Origin of the sequence: Saccharopolyspora erythraea NRRL 2338 (assembly GCF_000062885.1) — a bacterium.
In the GTDB taxonomy this organism is placed as follows: domain Bacteria; phylum Actinomycetota; class Actinomycetes; order Mycobacteriales; family Pseudonocardiaceae; genus Saccharopolyspora_D; species Saccharopolyspora_D erythraea.
The window spans coordinates 911771-934692 of the sequence record NC_009142.1 but is presented as its reverse complement, the minus strand read 5'-3'; the positions used below and the strand labels follow the sequence as shown (position 1 = coordinate 934692).

The 22922-nt window shown below is 72.1% G+C and carries 17 protein-coding genes and 1 tRNA gene; 5 read left to right on the top strand and 13 right to left on the bottom strand.

Features of this window, described 5'->3' with window-relative positions; translation table 11 throughout:
• Positions 1–3: 3 nt before the first annotated feature.
• The 8 genes from SACE_RS04110 to mfd all read right to left on the bottom strand — a co-directional run bounded on the left by SACE_RS04110 (position 4) and on the right by mfd (position 10715).
• On the bottom strand, positions 4–951 hold the full coding sequence (locus SACE_RS04110) for a SurA N-terminal domain-containing protein (protein ID WP_231849920.1): 948 nt from the start codon (positions 949–951) through the stop codon (positions 4–6).
• Between the two features lie 156 nt (positions 952–1107).
• Positions 1108–1638, bottom strand: coding sequence for an AMIN-like domain-containing (lipo)protein (locus tag SACE_RS04105; protein ID WP_011873178.1), 531 nt, complete (start codon positions 1636–1638; stop codon positions 1108–1110).
• A gap of 84 nt (positions 1639–1722) precedes the next feature.
• Positions 1723–2526, bottom strand: a complete 804-nt coding sequence (locus SACE_RS04100) for an ESX secretion-associated protein EspG (protein ID WP_009944234.1) — start codon at positions 2524–2526, stop codon at positions 1723–1725.
• Positions 2510–3796: a PPE domain-containing protein gene (locus SACE_RS04095; RefSeq protein WP_009944235.1), complete on the bottom strand. Its 1287-nt coding sequence runs from the start codon at positions 3794–3796 to the stop codon at positions 2510–2512. Before SACE_RS04095 ends, SACE_RS04100 begins: the two co-directional genes overlap by 17 nt.
• 20 nt (positions 3797–3816) lie before the next feature.
• Positions 3817–4428 (bottom strand): DUF3558 domain-containing protein, encoded by a 612-nt coding sequence (locus SACE_RS04090; protein WP_009944236.1) that lies wholly within the window; start codon positions 4426–4428, stop codon positions 3817–3819.
• An 8-nt stretch (positions 4429–4436) separates the two neighbouring features.
• A complete protein-coding gene (locus SACE_RS04085; RefSeq protein WP_009944237.1) occupies positions 4437–4838 on the bottom strand; it encodes a hypothetical protein in 402 nt (133 codons plus the stop codon).
• Between the two features lie 298 nt (positions 4839–5136).
• The gene (locus SACE_RS04080) at positions 5137–6831 is read right to left on the bottom strand and encodes a BCCT family transporter (RefSeq protein ID WP_009944238.1); all 1695 of its coding nucleotides are present in this window, start codon (positions 6829–6831) and stop codon (positions 5137–5139) included.
• Between the two features lie 296 nt (positions 6832–7127).
• On the bottom strand, positions 7128–10715 hold the full coding sequence (gene mfd, locus SACE_RS04075) for a transcription-repair coupling factor (RefSeq protein WP_009944239.1): 3588 nt from the start codon (positions 10713–10715) through the stop codon (positions 7128–7130).
• A gap of 214 nt (positions 10716–10929) precedes the next feature.
• Here mfd and SACE_RS04070 point away from each other — a divergent pair, with 214 nt between their 5' ends.
• Complete coding sequence (locus tag SACE_RS04070; RefSeq protein ID WP_029621454.1) at positions 10930–12111, top strand: PQQ-dependent sugar dehydrogenase; 1182 nt, start codon at positions 10930–10932, stop codon at positions 12109–12111.
• Between the two features lie 46 nt (positions 12112–12157).
• Here the strand turns inward: SACE_RS04070 and SACE_RS04065 are convergent, their stop codons facing one another.
• The gene (locus tag SACE_RS04065; RefSeq protein WP_037303365.1) at positions 12158–13405 is read right to left on the bottom strand and encodes an MFS transporter; all 1248 of its coding nucleotides are present in this window, start codon (positions 13403–13405) and stop codon (positions 12158–12160) included.
• Between the two features lie 135 nt (positions 13406–13540).
• On the opposite strand from SACE_RS04065, the gene SACE_RS04060 reads away from it, so the two are divergent.
• Positions 13541–14542 (top strand): LysR family transcriptional regulator, encoded by a 1002-nt coding sequence (locus SACE_RS04060; protein WP_009944245.1) that lies wholly within the window; start codon positions 13541–13543, stop codon positions 14540–14542.
• Here SACE_RS04060 and SACE_RS04055 read toward each other — a convergent pair.
• The 4 genes from SACE_RS04055 to SACE_RS04040 form a co-directional block, all read right to left on the bottom strand.
• On the bottom strand, positions 14518–15693 hold the full coding sequence (locus SACE_RS04055; protein WP_009944246.1) for a 4-hydroxybenzoate 3-monooxygenase: 1176 nt from the start codon (positions 15691–15693) through the stop codon (positions 14518–14520). The genes SACE_RS04060 and SACE_RS04055 overlap by 25 nt on opposite strands.
• A 282-nt stretch (positions 15694–15975) precedes the next feature.
• Positions 15976–16788 (bottom strand): IclR family transcriptional regulator, encoded by an 813-nt coding sequence (locus SACE_RS04050; RefSeq protein WP_009944248.1) that lies wholly within the window; start codon positions 16786–16788, stop codon positions 15976–15978.
• A 173-nt stretch (positions 16789–16961) separates the two neighbouring features.
• Positions 16962–17558, bottom strand: coding sequence for a TetR/AcrR family transcriptional regulator (locus tag SACE_RS04045; protein ID WP_029621455.1), 597 nt, complete (start codon positions 17556–17558; stop codon positions 16962–16964).
• Positions 17559–17731: 173 nt separating this feature from the next.
• Complete coding sequence (locus tag SACE_RS04040; RefSeq protein WP_011873173.1) at positions 17732–18700, bottom strand: acyl-CoA desaturase; 969 nt, start codon at positions 18698–18700, stop codon at positions 17732–17734.
• A gap of 506 nt (positions 18701–19206) precedes the next feature.
• Between SACE_RS04040 and SACE_RS04035 the strand changes: the two genes are divergently transcribed.
• From SACE_RS04035 to glmU, 3 genes are all read left to right on the top strand, one after another.
• Positions 19207–19277, top strand: a tRNA-Gln gene (locus SACE_RS04035).
• A gap of 107 nt (positions 19278–19384) precedes the next feature.
• Entirely contained in the window at positions 19385–21091 is a 1707-nt protein-coding gene (locus SACE_RS04030; RefSeq protein ID WP_009944251.1) for a GGDEF domain-containing protein, read from the top strand.
• A gap of 303 nt (positions 21092–21394) precedes the next feature.
• Positions 21395–22918, top strand: coding sequence for a bifunctional UDP-N-acetylglucosamine diphosphorylase/glucosamine-1-phosphate N-acetyltransferase GlmU (glmU, locus tag SACE_RS04025; RefSeq protein ID WP_044547771.1), 1524 nt, complete (start codon positions 21395–21397; stop codon positions 22916–22918).
• Positions 22919–22922: the final 4 nt, after the last annotated feature.

Below are 22922 nucleotides of genomic sequence, written 5' to 3'. Positions count from 1 at the left end.
CTGTCAGGTCGCGGCGGGCTGGTCGCCCCGCAGCCAGAAGCCGGTCGTCTCGCCCGCGTTCGGCGCGGCACCGAGCGCGACCCGGTCCCAGACGCCGTAGCGGGGACTGAGCCGCACGCCGACCCGGTCGGCGGTGATCCCGACGAGGTTCGTGCCGATCTTCTGCAGGCTCGCCTCGTCGAGCTGCGCGGCGATCGGCGTGGGCGCGGGGGTCGCGGTGTCGCGCTGCCGGACCAGCGCGACCAGCCACTGCCCGGACTGCGGTTCGAGCTCGAAGGCGACCACCGAGCCCGGCTGCACGCCGAACAGCGGCGTCGCGCCCGCCATCTGCCCGCCCTGGTCGGCGGCCCAGACCCGCTCGCCGGAGACCGCGCTCAGCCCCGCCTGGCGGTCGGCCTGCAGCAGCGCGGCGGCCTCCTGCGGGCCGCGCGCGAGCCGGCGCGCCTTGGTCTCGGCCTCGGCGCGGGTGCTGGCCTGTGTGTAGTCGATGGTGACCGACAGCCGGTCGACGTACTTGCGGGCGAGCTCGGCGGCCAGCAGCCGCGACCGGGTCATGTCCCGGATGTTGCCCTCGGTGAAGATCGTGCCCTGGGTCGCGGCGCGCGGTCCGCCCATCTGGTCGATCGCCGCGGTGACCCGCTGCTCGTCGACGCGCAGGCCCTCCTCACCGGCGGCCTGGCGGATCAGCTCCTGCTGGACGGTGAAGGACGCGAGCCTGCGGCCGAGCTCGTCCATCGTCCCCTGCTGCTGGAGCTGCGGACGCAGACCGGGCTCCTTGTTCAGGACCTCGGTGAACCAGGACTGCACCTGGCCGACCGGGATGCGGGTGTCGCCGACGATGGCGGCGGCGCCGGGTTGGCCGGTTCCGCAACCGGCGAGCAGGATTCCGGCGGTGGCGATCGACGCGAGCAGGCGCCCGTGGCGCGGCATGACGAACCTCACAACGATCACCCTCTCATGAAGTCACGCAACGAAGGAACCTCGCCACAGTCCGAAATCGTCCGACCTCAGCGAGTGTGATCCATCGCATACCGCGCCGGTCGGCCCGGAGCGGGTCTTTGATCTTCAAGCGGCGCAGCCGCTCGGCCCACCTCCGAAGAAAGGCCCTCAGGAGCGGGTCATGTTGATGACGACCTTCTCGCCCTGGACCTCGACGTCGTACTCGACCGCGGCGTCGAGTCCGACGGTCAGCTCCACCGTGCCGCCCTCGTTGTCGTTGACGACACCGCTCTTGGCGGTCGGCAGGTCGAAGGCCTCCGGGCCGGCTGTCACCCACGGCGAGCCGTTGGTCTGCAGCAGCACGTGCAGGAACTGCGAACCCTTCATGCCGTCGACGGGCTCACCCGAACCGCCCCACACCGGCTTCTGCTTGTCGACCTCGTGCTTCATGAGCTTGACCTCGGAAAGCTCCGGGAGAGCGCTGAAGTCGAAGACGACCCGCTCCTGGTTCCCGTGCTTGCCGCCGCGGATGTCGATCTCCCCCTTCTTCGGCGCGGCGAAGTTCACCGGGGCCGGGGCGGCGGGCGCGGCGGCCGGCGCGGGCGGCTGCTCCTGCGCACCGGCCGAGCACCCGGTGAGCGCGAGCGCGGACAAGGCCACCGAACCGAGGACGACTGCGAGCGTGTTGCGGACGGACATGGAGTGCGAATCCCCCTGTGCTTCGTTGATCATTTGCGTCTTCGCAAGCTCAGACGCACCGCGCGCGGAATGGTTCCCCTGAAGTCACAAAGTTCGGAGCTCGCGGCGGAAAGCGCTCCGGGTGGCGGGGATCAGGTGCAGTCGCGGCTCCGCCTCCGGGCCGCTGCGCTTGTGCACGGTCAGCACCGCCCCGTGCGCGCTCGCGTAGTAGTGCAGCGGGAAGTCGGCCACCTCCTCCCTGCCCCTGGAGTTCTTGCGCGAGGTGAAGACCTGCATCGCGAAAAGCAGTTTCGCGCCGTAGGTCAGGGCCTGCACCCTGGCGTGCTCGCGGTCGACCGGATCGTCGTCGTCCTCCTCGTAGACCGGCTCCAGCCAGTCCCCGCCCTGCTCCTCGCGCGCCGCCCCGCGGCTCAGGGGCACCACGGCCGCGCCGCCGCTGACCGGCCCCACGTCGGGCAGCAGCTCGAAAGCCCTGGTGTAGAGGGAACTCCAGCCGATCGGCTCGATGGTCACCACGCCTCCCTGCAACCTGGCGAACACCACGTACTCGTCGGAACCCGCGATGTGGAAGCTGCCGGGGACCTGGCCGTGGCCGTCGCGGGCGACGTACCAGCCGTAGATCCTGCGTTGCGGGTCACACAGCAACCGCATGGTGGTCAGCAGCGGACGCACCGGGTTGTCGACCACGGCGAGCCCGCGCTCGCGCAAGCCGGCCAGCACCCGGCCGACCAGCCGGACCCGTTCGCGGTAGGTCGCGCCGGGCGAGGTGCCCTCCAGACCCGCGGGCTTCGGCGCGTCCTCGCCGCACTCGCCCGCGTAGAGGACGTCGAAGGCCGGGTAGTCGAGCGTGACGGTGCGGTCGATGATGCTGTCAATCCTCGTCACCACCGGGCTCGCCCTCCTTCCGCTTCCAGTCGCCGAACACCGGCGGCGCCACCTTCTCGTCGCGAGCGAAGACCGCTTCCGGGTCGGTCTCCACCAGGTAGTCGGGACGCTTGCGCCGCTTCTCGTCGTCCTCCTGGCGGCCCCGTCCCGGCACGGTGCCGGATGCGGCGGCACCGCCCGCCCGGGTCGATCCGGTGGCGCCGGACCGGTTCGCGCCGGTACCTCCGGTCCGGCCCGTCCCGGCGCCGGGCTGTCGCGGGACGACGGCCCCACCCGCCGGATTTCCTCTGCCACCGCGGAAACCGCCTAGGCCGCGCAGCCCGGACAGGCCACCCGTGCCTGCGCCGCGCCCGTTCCCCTTGCCGCCGAACCGTCCGCCGAACAACCCTCTGCGCCCGGTGTCGCGGTCCACGCTCCGGCCCCCGGCCGCGGCGGCGCCGAACGCCGCACCGGCCGCCGCGCCACCGGCGGCCGCACCCGCCCCGCCGGTGACGTCGTCGGCCGTGCCCGGCGGATTCGCGCGCCGCCAGGCCGACTGCGTTCGCGCCGGAGGCTCTCCGGGCTCGGCATCCTCTGTGGACACTCGACCCGAGTCCCGGAAGTCCGCCCGGACATCACCGACTCGCTCGCGGTCGAACGCAGGCAGCCGCGCTCCCAGGTCGGCGGTCAGCCTGCCGTAGCCCTGCAGCGCCCGCTGGTTCCCCTCCTGCGCGGCGAAGTAGCGGGTCGCTTCGACGGCGTAGTCGATGGGCGCGAAGGGGTTGATCGGAGCGGTGATGCTCATCGTCGGCGGCTCGGGCGGCACGTAGACGACATGGCGCTTCGCGTTGTTGAAACCCTCGCTCTGCGCTTGGAGCGCGGCGCGCAGGGAGCCGGCCTGCTCCGCGAAGTGCTCCGACGCCCGGCTCAGCGGAGCGGTACCGGCGCCGGCGGCGGTTGCGGCCTCCCCCTGCCATGACGTCCGCATCCTGGCCAGCGCCGAGTTGATGGCATCGGCCGCTTCCCGGTGGTTCTCGGCGACCCCGCCCCAGCCCTGGGCCGCGTCGTCCATGCTTCCGGTGCCGGGACCGCCGTGGAACATGTTGTAGATCTCGTGGCCACCGAGCCCCTCGGCTCGGATGTCCGGGGTCATCTGCCGCTCGGCCCAGTCCACGACCTGGTCGAACTCCTCGGCGGTGGACGCGGCGGCCCGCTTCAGCCCTTCGACCGCGCCCCCTCCCGCCTGCCACGCTTTCTCGGCCATGTCCCGGACGTAGTCCAGTCCCCACCCCATGTCAGCTCACCCCAGCCCGGTCAGTGCACTCCCGATGCCGCCTTGATCGTCTTCATCACCTCGGTCGCGACCTGGCCCGCCCGGCCGCACGGCTCCCCCGTGGAGGGCGACCCGTTGCCCAGGTGGACCTGGGTGAGCACGACCAGGTCGTCGGTGACACCGACGGCCAGCTCGCAGGTGCCTTCCTCCTCCGGCGTGCCACCCGGCGTCGACCCCGCGGCAATGGCGGGGTATCCCTCGACCCTGGGAAGTTCGCGGAAGTAGGAGTACGCGTCGCGCCGCGCGTAGGAAAGCTTCAACCCGTCACCTCCGACCACGAAGGTCACGCGGAGCGAGTCCACGGTGTAGTGCGGTGGTCCGCCGATGTCGTCCCACTCGCACGAGGGACCGGACACGTCGGAATCCGCCTGCGGTGCACCGGCGATCCCGAGCGCGACGAGCTGTTCCGGGCTCAGCACGCGGCACGGATCCTGGTGGAGGCTCCCCGTCTCCAACGGTTTGTCCACACTCGGAGCGCCGTGCAGGTCCGGAGGAGGAGCCGGCGGCGGGGAGACCGCCGCCGGTGCACCGCAACCCGTGATCAGAACGCTCGTCAGCAGCGGAGCGAGCACCAGTGCGGACTTCTTGATCACGGCTATCCTCACCTAAAGAGCGAGTTCGCTATCTCGTCTTCTTGGGCGTCGTACGCACGCATGGAGGCCAACAGCTCCGCTATGAGGGCCTGGATGCCGTCGATGCGGGGCTCCGCCGCCCGTAGGTACGAACTGGCGGCCTTCGGCCCGAGCCGCTCGGCCGCTTCGGCGCTGTGGGGGTCCAGGCCGGGTGGGCGCACGTAGTCGCCGAGGAGTTGGGCCTTCTGCATCGCGTCGACCAGCGCCGCCTCGGCGTGCTGGAGGTCGGCGATCACGTGGGGGATCTCGGCGCGGTCCACCTCGAAGCCGACGCTGGTGGCCGCTCCGGCGCTCAGCGCCTGGTCGGCCGCGGCCGGGCGCTGGCTCGCACCGTCCGGCGACACGGCCAAGGACGCCTTCACGATTCCCATGGGACCTCCCGGGCTCCCCAAGGCAATTCGCCACAAGGACCGGCCCGAGTTTGACAGAGAGTCACCGAAGGAATCAGTGACCGTTGCGGTATTGATGGCCGTAGCTACCGGATTTCATGCTTATGCCGCAACTTCGGCAACTCCGCCGAGGAGCGATTTCCTCCGAGCAGTGGATACCTCGCTCGGTCACCCCGGGTTATCGTCCGCGCGCATCGGCGTCCAGCGGCCAAGCCCTGCCGAGGACACTACCGTCGCGCGGGCCGCGCGCAATGAGCCAGTTGGCATATTCCAGACGGGATCAGGACTGCCGACCGCCGCCCTGCGAACCCTCCTCGCCGGAATCCATTGGGCCGACCTCCAGCCGGAAGTCCTTGCCGTGGCGCTCGGTGCCCGCGATGACGGCCTGCTCCAGGACCTCGGCGCCCTTCTGGCCGCGCCGCATCAACGGGTCGTCGCGCAGGTCCTTGGTCAGCGCCACGCACAGCAGCACCATGACGATCGCGAACGGCGCCGAGGCGATGAAGGTCAGGTTCTGGATCCCGCTCAGCGCGTCCTCACCGCCGATGACCAGCATGATCGCGGCCACCGCCCCGGTCGCGGCACCCCAGAAGATCACCATCCACCGGGTCGGTTCGATCGTGCCGCGCTGGGCCAGCGTGCCCATGACCACCGACGCCGCGTCCGCGCCCGACACGAAGAAGATCGCAACCAGGACCATCACCAGCACTGTCGTGATCAGCGAAAGCGGCAGCGTCTCCAGCACCGCGAAGGTCTGTGCCTCCTCGCCACCGCTGCGGTAGACGTCGATGCCGCGGTCCTGGATGCTGATCGCGCTGCCGCCGAGGATGCAGAACCACACCAGGCTGACCGCGCTCGGTACCAGGATCACGCCGCCGACGAACTGCCGGATCGTGCGGCCCCGGCTGATGCGGGCGATGAACATGCCCACGAAGGGCGTCCACGAGATCCACCACGCCCAGTAGAAGATCGTCCAGCTCGACAGCCAGGTGTTCATCTCGGTACCGCCGGTCGCGCCGGACCTGGCGATCATGGTCGCGAAGTCGCGCAGGTAGACGCCGACCGACGTCGGCAGCAGGTCCAGGATGAACACCGTCGGCCCGACCACGAACACGAACAGCGCGAGCAGGGCGGCCAGCACCATGTTGATGTTGGACAGCCACTGGATGCCGCGGGCGATGCCCGAGACCGCCGACAGGATGAAGCAGATGGTCAGAACCAAGATGATCAGGACCAGCACGGTGCTGCCGACCCCGCCGATCCAGCCCGCCGCCTGCATACCGCCCTGGATCTGCAGGGTGCCCAGGCCCAGCGACGCCGCCGAGCCGAACAGGGTGGCGAACAGCGCGAGGATGTCGATCAGCTTGCCGATGGGCCCGTCGCAGCGGCGCCGTCCGATCAGCGGTGCGAACACCGCACTGATCAGCTGCTTGCGGCCGCGGCGGAAGCTGCTGTAGGCGATGGCCATCCCGACCACCGCGTAGATCGACCAAGGGTGCAGGGTCCAGTGGAACAGGGTGGTCGCCATCGAGACCTCGACGGCCTCGTCGGAGAAAGGCGGCACGGTCCCCGGCGGCGGGTTGACGAAGTGCGCCAGGGGTTCGCTGACGCCGAAGAACATCAGGCCGATGCCCATGCCGGCGCTGAACATCATCGCGATCCAGGAGACGGTGCGGAACTCCGGCTGCTCGTCGTCGGCGCCGAGCGGGATCGTGCCGTAGCGGCTGAAGGCCAGCCACAGGGCGAACACGACGAACGCGGTGGACGCCAGCACGAAACCCCAGCCGATGTTGGTCACCAGCCAGGACAGCGCGCTGCTCGCGGCCTTGCCCAGCGTCCTGGTCGACAGCGCGCCCCACAGGACGAAGAACACCGTGATGGCGGAGGTGACCCCGAAGACGACGAAGTCGGTGCGCGCCCGGTGCTCGTTCGCGCCCGCACCGGGCACCTGAACGAGATCTCTCTGCTCCGTCATGACGTCGCGCCTCCTCGTGACCATGGGAGTCGCGTCAACCGTCACTCGAAGGCGCGTTCCCGGCAACTCAGGAGTGCCCCCCGCCACGCGCGCCACTCCCGTGGTCTGACCTGCGAGGGTGACACCGGGCGGCGGACGCCCCCGGCAGGCGACCCCGGCGGGCGACCCCGGCAGGCGGTGCCGCGGAACGCGGCCCGACGACGGCGCCGGTGAGTCGGGCTTGTTTCACGATGCGGCGGTGTGAGCGCCGGACCGCTCCGCCACCGGCGCCCCTACGCGAACGACGTCTGCGTTCCCTAGCCCACCGGCGCCGGGCGCCCGGCCAGCGACTCGAGCAGCTTCGCGCACCAGTCCAGCAGCGCTTCGTCGCGCAGCGGCGGCGCGCCGATCCGGCCGCCCGCGGCGCCCTCGGTCGGCCGCGGCACCGAGACGGTGCGCACCGCGGCCTTGTACACCGCCTTGGGATACAGCCGCTTGAGCCGGACGAGCTGCGAGTCGGCCAGTTCCAGCGGCGCCGCCCGCAGCGACGTGCCCTGCTGGGTCACCTCCGTGACCCCGTGCGCGCGGCACAGCTGGCGGAACGCCGCGACCTTGAGCAGGCGCTCGACCGGCTCGGGCAGGGAACCGTAGCGGTCGGTGAGCTCGGCCCGCACCGCGTCGAGGGCCTCGGTGTCGCCCGCCGCGGCGATCTTGCGGTAGGCCTCCAGCCGCAGCCGCTCCCCCGGCACGTAGTCGTGCGGGATGTGGGCGTCCACCGGCAGGTCGACCCGCACCTCCGGCAGCTCCTCCTCGCCCGCCCCGGGCTCGGCCCCGGCGTGCCTGCGGAACGCCTCGACGGCCTCGCCGACCAGCCGCACGTAGAGGTCGAAGCCGACGCCCGCGATGTGGCCGGACTGCTCCGCGCCGAGGATGTTGCCCGCGCCCCGGATCTCCAGGTCCTTCATCGCCACCGCCATGCCCGCGCCCAGCTCGGAGTTCTGCGCGATGGTGGCCAGCCGGTCGTGCGCGGTGTCGGTCAGCGGCTTCTCCTCCGGGTACAGGAAGTAGGCGTAGCCGCGCTCGCGGGCGCGTCCGACCCGGCCGCGCAGCTGGTGCAGCTGCGAGAGGCCCAGCACGTCGGAGCGTTCCACGATCAGGGTGTTGGCGTTGGAGATGTCCAGGCCGGTCTCCACGATCGTGGTGCACACGAGCACGTCGTGCTCGCGCTCCCAGAAGCCCTGGATGATCTTCTCCAGCCGGTCCTCGTTCATCTGCCCGTGCGCGGTGACGATCCGCGCCTCCGGAACGAGCTCGCGCAGGTGCCGCGCGGCCTTCTCGATGGTCTGCACCCGGTTGTGCACGAAGAAGACCTGGCCGTCGCGCAGCAGCTCGCGCCGGATCGCCGCCGCGACCTGCTTCTCGTCGTAGGCGCCGACGTAGGTCAGCACCGGGTGGCGCTCCTCGGGCGGGGTGAGGATGGTCGACATCTCGCGGATGCCGGCCATGCTCATCTCCAGCGTCCGCGGGATCGGCGTCGCCGACATGGTCAGCACGTCGACGTGCGTGCGCAGGGCCTTGATGTGCTCCTTGTGCTCGACGCCGAAGCGCTGCTCCTCGTCGACGATGACCAGCCCGAGGTCCTTGTAGCGGACGCCGGTCTGCAGCAGCCGGTGGGTGCCGATGACGACGTCGACGGTCCCCTCGGCCAGGCCGGTGGTGGTCTGCTCGGACTCCAGCGGGTCGGTGAAGCGCGACAGGCCCTTGACCGTCACCGGGAACGAGCGCATCCGGTCGGTGAAGGTGTTGAGGTGCTGCTGGGCGAGCAGGGTCGTGGGCACCAGCACCGCGACCTGCTTGCCGTCCTGCACCGCCTTGAACGCCGCGCGCACGGCGATCTCGGTCTTGCCGTAGCCGACGTCGCCGCAGATCACCCGGTCCATGGGCACCGCGCGCTGCATGTCGGCCTTGACCTCGTCGATGGCGGCGAGCTGGTCGCCGGTCTCGGTGTAGGGGAAGGCGTCCTCCAGCTCCCGCTGCCACGGGGTGTCGGCGCCGAAGGCGTGGCCGGGGGCCGACTGGCGGGCGGCGTAGAGCTGCACCAGCTCGGCGGCGATCTCCTTGACCGCCTTGCGCGCCTTGGCCTTGGTGTTCTTCCAGTCCGAGCCGCCGAGCTTGTTCAGCGTGGGCAGCTCGCCGCCGACGTAGCGGGAGACCTCGTCGAGCTGGTCGGTGGGCACGAACAGCCGGTCGCCGGGCTGGCCGCGCTTGCTGCTGGCGTACTCCAGCACCAGGTACTCGCGGGTGGCGCCGCCGACGGTGCGCTGCACCATCTCGACGTACTTGCCGATGCCGTGCTGCTCGTGGACGACGAAGTCGCCGGCCTTCAGCGCGAGCGGGTCGACGGCGTTGCGGCGCCGCGACGGCATCCGGCGCATGTCCTTGGTGGAGGTGCCGCCGCGCCCGCCGGTCAGGTCGGCCTCGGTGAGCACCACGAGCGCGACCTCGGGCGCGGCGAAGCCGTCCTCCAGGCCGCCGCGGGCGACCGTGACCACGCCGGGCTCGGGTTCTGCGGTGAGCCCGTCCTCGGCCAGCCGGGCGGGCAGCTCGCCCTCGCGGAGCTGCTGCACCGCGCGCTGCGCGGTGCCCGCGCCCGCCACGACCAGCACCGCCGCGCCGCCGGCGGTGGTGTGCGCGCGCAGGTCGGCGAAGGCCCGTTCCACCTCGCCGCGGTAGGCGTCGACCTGCTTGAGGGCGAGCCGGACGACTCCGTCGTCGTCCTCGGTGTCCTCGCTGCTGAGCTGCGTCAGCGTCCACCACGGCAAGCCGGTCGACTCGGTGTGCGCGGCGACCTCGGCCAGGCCGCGGTAGGCCGAGGCGCCGAGGTCGATGGGCGCCCTGCCGCCGTCGGCGGCGACCATCCACGACGCCTCCAGGAACTCCTGGCCGGTGCGCACCAGGTCCGCCGCCCGCGCCCGCACCTTCTCCGGGTCGGCGACCACGACGTGCGTGCCGCCCGGGACCAGGTCGGTCAGCAGCCGCATCTCCCCCTCGCACAGCGCGGGGATCAGCGCCTCCATGCCCTCAACCGGGGCACCGCCGGCGATCTTGCCCAGCATCTCGTTGAGGTGCGCGTCGGCCTCGTGCTGCTCGGCGAGCTTGGCCGCGCGCTCCTGCACCTGCTCGGTGATCAGCAGCTCGCGGCAGGCGGGGGCGAACAGGGTGGTGTCCTGCGCTTCGGGCAGCGACCGCTGGTCGGCGACGGAGAACGGGCGGACCTCGGTGACCTCGTCGCCCCAGAACTCCACCCGCAGCGGGTGCTCCTCGGTGGGCGGGAAGACGTCGACGATGCCGCCGCGCACCGCGAACTCGCCGCGCTTCTCGACCATGTCGACCCGGTTGTAGGCCAGCGCCGCCAGCTTCTCGACCAGTTCCTCGAAGTCGTGCTCGTCGCCGACGCGCAGCCGCACCGGCGCCAGCTCGCCCAGCCCGGGCGCGATCGGCTGGATGAGGCTGCGCACCGTCGTGACGAGCACCCTGATCCGGCCGTGATCGTGCTCCTCGGGGTGGGCGAGCCTGCGCAGCACGGCGAGCCTGCGGCCGACGGTGTCGGCGCGCGGGGAGAGCCGCTCGTGCGGCAGCGTCTCCCACGACGGGAAGACCTCCACGCCGTCGGAGCCGATGAGGTCCGACACCGCGGCGGCGACCTCCTCGGCCTCCCGGCCGGTCGCGGTCACCAGCAGCACCGGGCGGTCGGCGGCGGCCAGCGCGGCGGCGGCCAGCGGGCGGGCGGCCGCCGGACCCTCCAGCACCAGGCGCGGCCGGTCCACGGCCTCGACGACCTGCCGGACGGCGCTGTCGCGCAGCATGGTTTCGAGCAGTCCGCGCAGGGGACCGGCCTGGCTCATGGCATCTACCTCGCACCGAACGTCTGAGAACGCGGACACACCCCTGCCCGGGACTTCGCCCGATGCGCCAGGGCTGCCGGTGGACATGGCTGCACGCACCAGTCGGGCGGCCGCTGCCGGGGGGTCGCCGGTCCAGCGTACGACTCCGCCCCGACGGCCTGCGCCCGGACCGAACGACAGCCGTTCGCCTATGACCGGTGTCACACTGGGCGGCATGCTTCGGTCCGCCGCATCCGCCCTGGTCTGCCTGGTTGTTCTCGCGGGTTGCGCCACCGCCGGCCCTCCCGTGCCCGCGCCGCAGGTACCGCAGGCGCCGAAGCCGGTGGCCGGCGGCGAACTGCGCGTCGAGGTCGCCGCCTCCGGGCTCCAGCACGGCTGGGACATCGGCTTCCTGCCGGACGGCAGCGCCCTGGTCACCCAGCGCCCGGCGCGGCTCGCGCTGCTGACGGGCGGGCAGGTCCGGCCGGTGGCCGCCGACCTCGGCGACGTCCTCGTCGAGGGCGAGGGCGGTTCCATGGGGCTGCTGATCCATCCCCGGTTCGCCGAGAACCGGCACTTCATCACCTGCCAGACCCACCAGGCCGGCGGCCGGGCCGTCGACGTCCGGCTGGTCACCTGGCGGCTGGCCGACGACGGCGCGAGCGCGCAGAGGGTCGGCGAGCCGCTGGTGACCGGGCTGCCGGTCAACCCCAGCGGCAGGCACTCCGGGTGCAGGCCCGGTCTCGCCGCGGACGGCGCGCTGCTGGTCAGCACGGGCGACGCCGCCCGTCCCGCGACGTCGCAGGACCGGTTCGGGCTCGGCGGCAAGGTGCTGCGGATGAACGTCGACACCGGCGACCCGCTGCCGGACAACCCGTTCGCCTCGTCGCCGAACCCCAACGAGCGGCTGCTGCTGACCTACGGCCACCGCAACCCGCAGGGCGTCGCGCTCCGGCCGGGCGGCCAGGTGTTCGTCTCCGAGCACGGGCCCGACCGCGACGACGAGGTCAACCTGCTCCGGCCGGGCGGCAACTACGGCTGGGACCCGTCCCGGGGCGGAACCGAGGACAGCTACGACGAGTCCGTGCCGATGACCGACCTGCGGCGCTTCCCGGACGCGGTGCCCGCGGTGTGGTCGTCGGGGCGCGCGCGGGAGGCCCCCTGCGGGGCGGCTTTCCTGACCGGACCGCAGTGGGGCCGGTTCGACGACATGCTCGCCGTGACCGCGTTGCGGGGCACCAAGTTGTCGCTGTACGCGGTGAATCCCGACGGGAGCGTGCGCGGCACCGAGGTGCCCGCGGCGCTCGACGGCACGTACGGCAGGCTGCGCGCTGCCCGTCAGGGCCCGGACGGCGCGCTCTACGTGACCACGTCGAACGGCGACGACGACAAGATCCTGCGCATCACCGCCGGCTGACACGGCAAGGCCGCGGCAGCAACCGGAGGTTCTGCCGGCCGCACCGCTACGCGAGCCTTTCCGACGCGGTGGCGGTCGGCTCCTCCACCACCTCCGCACGGGCGGCGGGCCGCGCGGCGACCGCGATCGCCACGGCACCCAGCGCGCTGATCGCGCCGAAGACGTAGAAGCCCCACGGGTACGCGATGCCCGCGGTCAGCAGCGCCCCGCCGAGCAGCGGGCCGGTGATCGCACCGATCCGGCCCACACCGGTGGTCCAGCCGAGCCCGGTGGCGCGGGCGGCGACCGGGTAGGCGCGGCCTACGAAGGCGTAGACCAGCACCTGGGCGCTGAACACGAAGAACCCGGCCATCAGCACCGCGCCGTAGAGACCGACCGCGGGCAGCCGCACGCTCAGCAGCGCGAGCATAACTGCCGCCGCGGCGAACCACACCACCGTCGAGCGCTTCACGCCCGCGCGGTCCGCGACCCCGCCGGCCACGACCAGCCCGAGCACCGCGCCGACGTTCAGCGTCAGCAGCAGGCCGAGCGAGGCGCCGAGCGGGTAGCCCGCGGCCCGCATGATCTCCGGCAGCCAGGTGTTGAGCCCGTAGACCAGGATCAGCCCGAGGAACGAGGCCACCCAGAACGCGACCGTGGACACCGCCATCCCGCCGCGGAACAGGGTCGCGATGTTCTCGCGCACCGAGGCCGGCTTCGCCGCGGAGTCCGCGGTGGCCCGGAAGACCCGCGACTCCGGCAGGTAGCGCCACATCAGCGGCACCAGCACCAGCGCTGGCAGCGCACCGGCGACGAACATCATCCGCCAGCCCACGACCGGGATCAGCAGCAGACCGAGCAGCGCGGTGAGCACCGCTCCCACGTGGTAGCCGGTCATGATCGTCGTTGTGGCGCTGCTGCTTCGGCCGCCCCTGGCGAACTCGGTCACCAGCGTGATCGCGGTGGGCAGGCAGCCGCCGAGGCCGAGCCCGGCCAGGAAGCGCAGCAGGCCGAACACCACGATCGACGGCGCCAGCGCGCACAACGCGGTGAACAGCGAGAAACAGGTGACCGACAGCAGCAGCACCCGCCGCCTGCCGACGAGGTCGGTGACGGTGCCGATCACCAGCGCGCCGACCATCATGCCGAGCAGGCCGACCGTCGAGACCAGCGAGGCCGAGGCCGGGGTCAGGCCCCACACCCGCTCGTCGAGCATCACCGGCAGCACCGTGCCGAGCACGACGAGGTCGAACCCGTCGAGCAGGACCGCCGTCCAGCACAGCGGCAGCACCCAGCGGGCGTTCCCGCGGTCGATCTTCCCATCACCCGGCACGGCAGTCCCCTCGTCGAGTCGCACGTGAGAAGGAGACTGACGTCACTCGGGTCATATGTCCAATACCACCAGGTAGCGTGCTCCATATCCGGGAGGTATGGCACGGCGGGAGGATGCGTGGAACTGCGGCACCTGCGCTACTTCGTGGCGATCGCCGAGGAGCAGAGCCTCACCCGTGCCGCCGCGCGGCTGCACATCGCCCAGCCGCCGCTGAGCGCGCAGCTCCGCAAGCTGGAGACCGAGCTGGGCGCCGTACTGGTGCACCGCACCGCACGCGGTACCCAGCTCACCGACGCCGGACGGGTGCTGCTGGAAGAGGCGCGGCGCATCCTGCACGAGGTCGACCACGCGGCGCAGATGACGCGCGAAGCGGGCAGCGGCCGCGTCGGGCGGCTCTCGCTCGGCTTCATCCCGTCGGCGTCCAACGTGGTGCTGCCGCCGATCCTGCGGCAGTTCAAGGCCCGCTACCCCGAGGTGCGGCTGCGCCTGCGGGAGATGCGCCCGGACGAGATCGTGGAGCGGCTGCACGACCGCCGGATCGACGCGGGCTTCTTCTACCTGCCCATCGACGACCCGTCGCTGCACGTGCGCAGCGTGGCCGACGACTCGCTGGTGCTCGCGCTGCCCTCCACGCACCCGCTGGCGGACTCCCCCGAGGTCGACCTGCGCGCGGTGGCCGGCGAGCCGTTCATCCTCCCGCCCCGCTACGACATGCCCGGCCTCTACACGAGCGTCACGCAGGCGTGCGAGCGAGCCGGGTTCACCCCGCGCGTCGTCCAGCCCGACGTGTGGCTCATGCAGACCATCGTCGGGCTGGTCGCGGGCGGGATGGGGATCGCGGTCGTCCCGTCGTCGGTGCAGCAGATCCCGCGCGCGGGAGCGACCTTCGTGCCGCTGACCGACGTCTCGGCCACCGCGCGGATGGCCATGGCCTGGCGGCGCGAGATCGGGACGCCGGTGCTGCGTTCGTTCCTGGACATCGCCGCGGCGGCACCGGAGCAGCCAGGCGCGGCCGGCGGGGTCCGGCCGAGTGCGTCTGACGCGCCCCGACCGGGCGCGGCCGGTCCCGCCCTGCCAGGCGGGACCGGACCGTCTCAGTCGAGCGGGGTGCCGACGTAGTTCTCTGCGAGCAGCGTCCGGCCCGCGCGGGAACGGGTGACGAAGTCGAGCTCGGCGCGCTGGCGGTTGAGGTCGAACCCGCTGGCCTCCGGCATGCGGTGCAGCATCGAGGTCATCCACCACGAGAAGTGCTGCGCGCGCCAGACCCGCGGCAGGACGGTCGCGGTGTAGGCGTCGAGCGCGCCCGTCTCGCCGCCCGCGAAGTACTCGGCCATGGCGCGGGAGAGCACGTAGACGTCGGCGATGGCCAGGTTCATGCCCTTCGCACCGGTCGGCGGCACGGTGTGCGCGGCGTCGCCGGCCAGGAACAGCCTGCCGTACTGCATCGGCTCGCACACGAAGCTGCGGAAGTGCAGGACCGACTTCTGGAAGATCGGCCCCTCCAGGATCCGCGCTCCCTCTCCGGAGACCCGGGTGTGCAGCTCCTGCCAGATGCGGTCGTCGGGCCAGTCGGTGGGGGTGTCGTTCGGGTCGACCTGCAGGTAGAGCCGCTGCACCGTGGGCGAACGGGTGCTGACCAGCGCGAAACCGTTCTCGTGGTGGGCGTAGATCAGCTCGTCCGACGACGGCGGAGCCTCGGCGAGGATGCCGAACCAGGCGAACGGGTACTGCCGGAAGTGGTCCTGGCGCGGCTTCGGGGCCGGGACCAGGAAGCGCGTCGTGGAGCGCGAACCGTCGCAGCCGGCGACGAGCACGGGGTGCAGCACCTGCTCGGTGCCGCCCTCGGTGAAGCGGATCGTCGGCGAGTCGCCGCCGACGCCCTCGACCCGGACGTCGGACACGCCGAACCGGATGTCGCCACCGTCGGCGAGCCGCTTGGCGATGAGGTCCTTGAGCACCTCGTGCTGCGGGTAGATCGTGACGCCGCGACCACCGGTGAGGTCGGCGAAGTCGATGCGGTGCCCCTGCCCGCCGAAGCGCAGCTCGATGCCGTGGTGCACCTGTCCCTGCTGCTTCACGCGGTCGCCGATCCCGGTGGCCGTCATCAGGTCGACCGAAGTCTGCTCCAGCACACCGGCCCGGATGGTGCCCTCGATCTCGTCCCTGGTGCGCGTGTCGACCACCACGGACTCGATCCCGTGCTGGTGCAGCAGGTGCGCGAGCATGAGCCCGGCTGGCCCGGCGCCGACGATCCCGACCTGGATCCGCATGGAGGTGGGTCCCTTCCGATGTCACCCCTGGCCTGCCCGCGGCGTCGGCCGCGGACCCGGCGGTGTGTGACCGCCGCTACAGGGTCTGGAAGACACCACCCTGCGCCCGGCGGTCGACCCGGCGGTACCGCTCTTTCCGGTGAACAGAAGACCCTCAAGGCCCCGGACGGGGCGTTGAGCAGCGCGCAGCGCTGTCCGGTCGAAGACCGGATGCGGCTTCCGGAGGCGAGGCCGTCCCGATGAGGGCATGGGGGTCGGCGCTTTCCCGGCTCCGCACACCCCTCATCCGGTCTTCGGGTTCCGCCCTGCCAGGGGCGTCGCCGAACCCAGCGCCCGTGAAATTCCGCGGGCCGCGGCCCGCACGGCCGGGACCAGCGTCATCGGATCGACCTCCGCCGCGGGCACGACGATCGACAGAGACGCGACGACTGTGTCGGTGTGGTCGCGCACGGGCGCGGCCACCGAGAGCGTCGACAGCTCGATCTGGCGGTCGCTGATGACGTAGCCGTCCCTGCGCACGTCGGCCAGCACTCGGCGCAGCCGGTCGGCGCTACTGATCGTGCGGTCGGTGAACCGCTTCAGCGGTGCGCGCAGAACCTCCTCCTGGAAATCGCCGTCCGCGTGCGCGAGGAGCACCAGCCCGACACCGGTGGCGTGCAGCGGCAGCCGCCCGCCCGGCCGCGAGGCGACCGGCACGGCGCCGCGACCGGAGAGCCGTTCGACGTAGACGACCTCGGTTCCGTCGAGTACCCCGAGCTGGACGTTCTGGTGCGTCGCCTCGTACAGGTCGCCGAGGAAGGGCATCGCGATCTCGCGCAGGAACATCCCGCGCGGCGCGAGCGCGGCCAGCTCGTGCAGCCGCAGTCCGATCCGGTAGTGCCCGGCCGCGTCGCGCTCCAGCGCGCCCCAGCGAGCGAGCTCGCCGACCAGCCTGTGCGTGGTCGTCAGCGCCAGCCCGCTGTGCCGGCTGATCGACGACAGGGTCATGGCCGGTCGCTGCGCGGAGAAGGCGTCGAGGATCCGGAACAGGCGGCTCGCCACCGTGGGAGCGGCGGTCCCGCGTTCCCGCGGGGCGTCCGGATCGTGCGCGGCCATGAGGCGAAACTACAGCTCACAGCCCGGCGCGGCGCGATCCAGGCGGACGGGCGGCGCGCGGCCCGGCCGGCGACGGCGGCTCGGCCACGACGACGAACCCGTGTCGCCACGGCTGCGCGGTCGCGGCGGCGGACGCGTCGTCGGTACCGCCGGCGGGAACGACGGCCGACCGGCTACTTCGGCCTGCGCAGGGTCGGCTTGTGCTCCAGGTGCGAGAGGCCGTTCCAGGCGAGGTTCACCAGGTGCGCGGCGACCTCCTCCTTCTTCGGCTTGCGCACCTCCAGCCACCACTGCCCGGTCAGCGCGACCATGCCGACCAGGGCCTGGCTGTAGAGCGGCGCCAGCTTCTTGTCGTAGCCCTTGGCGCTGAACTGCAGCCCGAAGATGTGCTCGACCTGGCTGGCGATGTCGTTGAGCAGGCTGGAGAAGGTGCCGCTGGTGCTGGCCACCGGCGAGTCGCGCACCAGGATGCGGAAGCCGTCGGTGGAGTTGTCGATGTACTCCAGCAGCGCGTGCGCCGCCTGCTCCAGCAGCTCGCGGGGATGCCCCGCCGACAGCGCGGAGACGATCAGGTCGAGCAGGTGGCGCATCTCGCGGTCGACGACCACCGCGTAGATGCCCTCCTTGCCGCCGAAGTGCTCGTAGACGACCGGCTTGGAGACCCCGGCGCGGTGGGCGATCTCCTCGATGGAGGCGCCGTCGAAGCCCTTCTCGGCGAAGAGCTCGCGCGCGACGTCCAGGAGTTGCTGCCGCCGTTCCTTGCCCGTCATCCGCACCCGCGCCGTCCGGGCGGACGTCCGTCCGCCCGCGGCCTCGGGCGCGCTGCGCCGTCGCCTCGCCACCACTCGCATCACCCTAGGTCGTGCTCGGTGGCACCACGTGCGCACCTGATGAAAAAGCCGCCCCCGCCGCGTCTCGCGGCGGGGGCGGCTGGGGCCCGCGGTCAGCCCTTGTAGTCGGTCACCGCGATCCGCGCGAGCCGCTTGTCGTTCGGCCAGCGCACCTTCCAGGCCCAGCCGACCTTCTCGAAGAACCAGATGATCCGCGCCGAGATGTCGAGCTGGCCGCGCAGCACGCCGTGGCGCGCGCAGGTCGGGTCGGCGTGGTGGGAGTTGTGCCAGGACTCGCCGAACGACAGGATCGCCAGCGGCCAGAAGTTCGCCGCGCGGTCGCGGCTCTTGAACGGCCGCTCGCCGATCATGTGGCAGATCGAGTTCACCGACCACGTGATGTGGTGCAGGAACGACACTCGCACCAGGCCCGCCCAGAAGAAGGCGGTGAACGCGCCCCACGGCGACCAGGTGACCAGGCCGCCGATGACGGCGGGCAGCACGAGGCTGGCGACGGTCCACAGCGGGAACAGCCGGTTGATGCGGACCAGTTCCCCGTCCTTGAGCAGGTCCGGGGCGAAGCGGTCCTCGTTGGTCAGGTCCCGCTCGAACAGCCAGCCCATGTGGGCGTGCCAGAAGCCCTTGGCCAGCGCGGCGGGCGAGCTGCCGAAGCGCCACGGCGAGTGCGGGTCGCCGTCGCGGTCGGAGTAGGCGTGGTGCCTGCGGTGGTCGGCGACCCAGGTGATCGCCGGCCCCTGGACGGCCATCATGCCCGAGATCGCGAGTGCGATCTTGACGCCGCGGTTGGTCTTGAAGGAGCCGTGCGTGAAGTACCGGTGGAAGCCGACGGTGACTCCCAGGCCGCTGATCGCGTAGAACACCAGCGCCAGCGAGACGTCCACCCATCCCAGTCCCCAGCCCCAGGCGAAGGGGATCGCCGCGATCAGCGCGGCGAAGGGAACCAGGACGAACAGGTACACCGACAACTGCCCGATCCAGGGGCGGCTTCCCGCTGTGAGCGGTTTCGGTCCGGACTCGGCGCTGGGCGCCTCTTGGGCAACGCTCTCGGTTGCTGCGGTCATGCTCTCTACCTCAACGGGGTCGGGAGGTGGGAAAACTGCTGTCATCGCCGGGAGAAACGGCCCTGAACACCTCCAGGCTACGGGACCGTAACCTACGCAAGCGTAAGTTGTTCGATGCCAAATCGTCACCCCCGGGGGCCGAAATGCCCGCGTGTCGCGGGTACCCGGGCGTGTCCGGCTCGTCCGTTTCTTCACCCGAAAGAGGGCTGACGAGCCGAAACCGGACCCGGGGCCACCGCGTCCCAGCAGGGTGCGAGCAGGACTGACGCCGTCCCCACCACTACCCGGCGCCGGGCCGAGGTCAACATCACTGGACAGGCATGTCACGATGTCGGCTGGACAACACCGGCCGCGTCGCCGGGCCGGTAGGCTCTGGCGGCGTTGCCGGGGGCGGGCCGACGGTGCGACGTGCCGGCCGTGCTCGCCGAGTCGGCAGGGCACGACGCACCTGCAGTGCCCGACCTGCCGGACGTTCCGGGGCCTCCCGGTATGCCGGCAGGGTCCGATCCGCCGTGGTGTAAAGGCAGCACCTCGGATTTTGGTTCCGATGGTCCAGGTTCGAATCCTGGCGGCGGAGCGACCGGCCCTCCTGGAGCACCCGTGACGACCGCCGGCGGCGGTCCAGCGGGGCCGGGAGGAATTGTTGACAGGGGGTGTGCGCCGCTGCACGACGAGACGACGGCCGTGCGCGAAGAAGCGGCAACCACGCTGAGCGAGGTCTCGGACGCGTGGTTGGTCGGACGCGCACGCGAGCTGAACGCCGTCGGTCAGCACAGCGACGCACTCGGCCAGCGCAGCACCGTCCGCGAGGCCGACAACCTGCTCAACGAGGCGCAGCGCCGTGGCGAGCCCCGGATCGTCGCCCAGCTCCTGCGCCACTGCGCGGCCATCCGGCTCTCGGTCCCCGACCTGCTCGACAGCGCCGACGCGCTGCTCGACGAGCTGCTCACCCACTCCCGCCGCCACGGCCTGCAGGTGCTGGAGGCCGACGCCCACGCCCTGCGCGGCAGGCGCGCGCTGCTGGCGGGCAGCGAGGACAGCGCGCTCACCGAGATCGCCAACGGCATGAGCATGCTCGACAACGAGCTGGCGCCCGACGCCACGCTCGGCCGCCGCTCGTGGGAACGCCTGCTGGCGCAGGCCCTGATCGACATCGGGCTGGTGCTGACCCAGCTCGGCGTGTACGAGATGTCCGACCAGGTGATGGCCCGCGCCCACCAGCGCATCCGGGAGAGCGGCGGGCCGCACGAGATCGCCGTGCACATGATCAACCGCTGCCGGATGCTGCTCGGCTGGGGCCTGCGCCTGGAGCGGGTCGGGCAGGTCGCCGAGGCCACCGACCGCTTCGCCACGGCATCCGCTATTGCGGTCGCCGTCGAGGGCCCGTGGCGGGAGTCGCTGTTCCCGCGGGTCGCCGACCGGCCGGCCTCGGAGCAGATGCCGGTGCTCGGCGCGGCGCACGCGCTGGCCCAGCCGCACGTCGAGCACATCGTGCGGCTGGAGGCGCTGCGGGACCTGGACCGCTCGATGCACCCGCGCGAGCAGATCATCATCGCGATCGCGCTGTCGCGGTGCCTCAGCGGCGCCGGGCGGGGCGAGGAGGCTGTGCGGCTGCTGTCGGAGACCCGCACCGAGCTCAAGGACGACACCTCCGAGCCGACCCTGCGGATCTCGCTGGCCCGCGAGTACGCCCAGCTCTCCGAGCTCGACGCCGACAGCACCAGCGAGGCGCTGCGCGACTACGCCCTGGAGCTGGAGACCGAGCTGTGGACCATGCGCGAGGTGCGGCTGTCCACCCTGGCCACCCGGCTGGACAACTACCGGCTCAACCACCGCCACGACGCGATCACCCGGCAGGCGCTGCAGGACCCGCTGACCGGGCTGTCCAACCGCCGCGCGCTGGACGAACGCCTCGACAAGCTGCAGGACCGGCACGACTCCCAGCCGCTGTCGGTGGCGCTGGTCGACCTCGACGGCTTCAAGGAGGTCAACGACCGCTGCTCGCACGCCGAGGGCGACGACGTGCTGCGGGTGGTGGCCAGCACGCTGCGGGACACGCTGCGCACCGACGACTTCGTCGCCCGCTACGGCGGTGACGAGTTCGTCGTCCTGCTGCCGGGCGTGACGCTCACCGCCGCCGAGGCGGCGCTGCAACGCACCGTGGAGGCCGTCGACCGGCTGCCCTACCAGCTCTCGCGGGGTGTGACGCTGTCGATCGGCGTGGTCGCGATGCGGCCGCAGGAGTCCGGCGGCCAGGTCCTGGCCCGCGCCGACGCGGCGATGTACCAGGCCAAGCGCGGCGGCGGCAACCAGGTCTCGGCGTTCCCCGGCAGCAGCGGTGCGCCGGAGGGCGCGCGGCACGCGGTCTGGACCCCGCCGGACGCGCGGTGAGCCCGGCCGGGCCCGCTGTGACCAGGGCCTCGATACCCGCTGCGTAGTGGGAAAACGCGCTGCTCGGAGCACACCGGCGGGCCGAGGAGCACCCGATGGGCGGTACCATCGCAGCGCCGAGCAAGCGGGCAGGGGCACCGGCCGCGGGTCCGAGGTCCCCCGGTTACCCTTCACCCGCTTGGACGCCACAAGCACGCGCCAGCCGGTGCGTCGGTCCCCGCAGCGAAGCCGACCCGCGGCCCGCCGCCAGGCGGCGGCTCTGCCACGGGCAGCTTCCAGAGACAAGGGAGAGCGCTGATGCTCATGGGCGAGAACGCCCGCCCCTCTGCCCCCAGTGCGTCCGGCGAGCCTTCGGCGAGCGTCAGCACGGTGGTGCTGGCCGCGGGCGAGGGCACGCGGATGCGTTCGGCCACGCCCAAGGTGCTGCACCGGCTCGCGGGCCGGCCGCTGGTCGAGCACGCGGTGCGGGCCGCCGCGGGCATCGGTCCCGACGAGCTGGTCGTCGTCCTCGGGCACGGCCGCGACGCCGTCGGCGAGCACCTCAAGGGCGTCGCCGACTCGCTGGACCGCGACGTCCGCACGGTGGTCCAGGAGGAGCAGCTCGGCACCGGCCACGCGGTCGCCTGCGGGCTCGAGCCGCTGGCGGGCCGGCTGACCGGCACCGTGATCGTCAGCTACGGCGACGTGCCGCTGCTCGACTCCGACACCCTGCGCGCCCTGCTGGCCGAGCACCGCGACGCTGGCAACGCGGTCACAGTGCTCTCCGCCGTCGTCGAGGACCCCACCGGCTACGGGCGGCTGGTCCGCGACGCCGCGGGCCAGGTCACCGGCATCGTCGAGCAGAAGGACACCAGCCCGGAGCAGGCGGAGATCACCGAGATCAACTCCGGTGTCTACGCCTTCGACGCCGAGGTGCTCTCCGACGCGCTGAGCAGGATCTCCACCGACAACGCGCAGGGCGAGCTCTACCTCACCGACGTGCTGTCCATCGCGCGTTCCGACGGCAGGCCGGTCGGCGCGCTGGTCTGCTCCGACCCGTGGCTGGTCGAGGGCGTCAACGACCGGGTGCAGCTGGCCCGGCTCGGCGCCGAGCTCAACCAGCGGCTGCTGCGGCACTGGATGCGCCAGGGCGTCACGGTCGTCGACCCGGCGTCGGTGTGGCTGGACTGCGACGTCGAGCTCGACCGCGACGTGGTGCTGGAGCCCGGCGTGCAGCTGCGCGGCGGCACCACGGTCGCGGAGGGCGCGACCATCGGCCCGGAGACGACGCTGACCGGCTGCACGGTGCACCACGGCGCGAAGGTCGTGCGCACCCACGGCGAAGGCGCCGAGATCGGCCCGGGCGCGGCGGTGGGTCCCTTCGCCTACGTGCGCCCCGGCACCCGGCTGGCGGCCAGGGGCAAGATCGGCACGTTCGTCGAGGTCAAGAACTCCCGGATCGGCGAAGGCACGAAGGTCCCGCACCTGACCTACGTCGGGGATGCGACCATCGGCGCGTACAGCAACATCGGTGCCGCGACGATCTTCGTCAACTACGACGGCGTGGCCAAGCACCCCACGGTGATCGGTTCGCACGCCCGCACCGGCGCGGACAACACGTTCGTCGCCCCGGTCGAGATCGGCGACGGCGCCTACACCGCCGCCGGTTCGACCATCACCCAGGACGTCCCCCCCGGCGCGATGGCGGTCGCGCGGGGGAGGCAACGCAACATCGAGGGCTGGGTGGCCAGGCGCCGCCCGGGTACCGCCGCCGACGAGGCCGCACAGCGGGCGCAAGCCGACCAGCGGTCGGAAACCGAAGTAACAACCACCAATCCGACAGAGTGACGCC

Bases quoted from the DNA above. Each gene is read 5' to 3' on its own strand.
- SACE_RS04105 (WP_011873178.1), bottom strand. From the start codon at position 1,638: ATGTCCGTCCGCAACACGCTCGCAGTCGTCCTCGGTTCGGTGGCCTTG.
- SACE_RS04095 (WP_009944235.1), bottom strand. From the start codon at position 3,796: ATGGGGTGGGGACTGGACTACGTCCGGGACATGGCCGAGAAAGCGTGG.
- SACE_RS04085 (WP_009944237.1), bottom strand. From the start codon at position 4,838: ATGGGAATCGTGAAGGCGTCCTTGGCCGTGTCGCCGGACGGTGCGAGC.
- SACE_RS04080 (WP_009944238.1), bottom strand. From the start codon at position 6,831: ATGACGGAGCAGAGAGATCTCGTTCAGGTGCCCGGTGCGGGCGCGAAC.
- mfd (WP_009944239.1), bottom strand. From the start codon at position 10,715: ATGAGCCAGGCCGGTCCCCTGCGCGGACTGCTCGAAACCATGCTGCGC.
- SACE_RS04070 (WP_029621454.1), top strand. From the start codon at position 10,930: ATGCTTCGGTCCGCCGCATCCGCCCTGGTCTGCCTGGTTGTTCTCGCG.
- SACE_RS04055 (WP_009944246.1), bottom strand. From the start codon at position 15,693: ATGCGGATCCAGGTCGGGATCGTCGGCGCCGGGCCAGCCGGGCTCATG.
- SACE_RS04050 (WP_009944248.1), bottom strand. From the start codon at position 16,788: ATGGCCGCGCACGATCCGGACGCCCCGCGGGAACGCGGGACCGCCGCT.
- SACE_RS04045 (WP_029621455.1), bottom strand. From the start codon at position 17,558: ATGACGGGCAAGGAACGGCGGCAGCAACTCCTGGACGTCGCGCGCGAG.
- SACE_RS04040 (WP_011873173.1), bottom strand. From the start codon at position 18,700: ATGACCGCAGCAACCGAGAGCGTTGCCCAAGAGGCGCCCAGCGCCGAG.
- glmU (WP_044547771.1), top strand. From the start codon at position 21,395: ATGGGCGAGAACGCCCGCCCCTCTGCCCCCAGTGCGTCCGGCGAGCCT.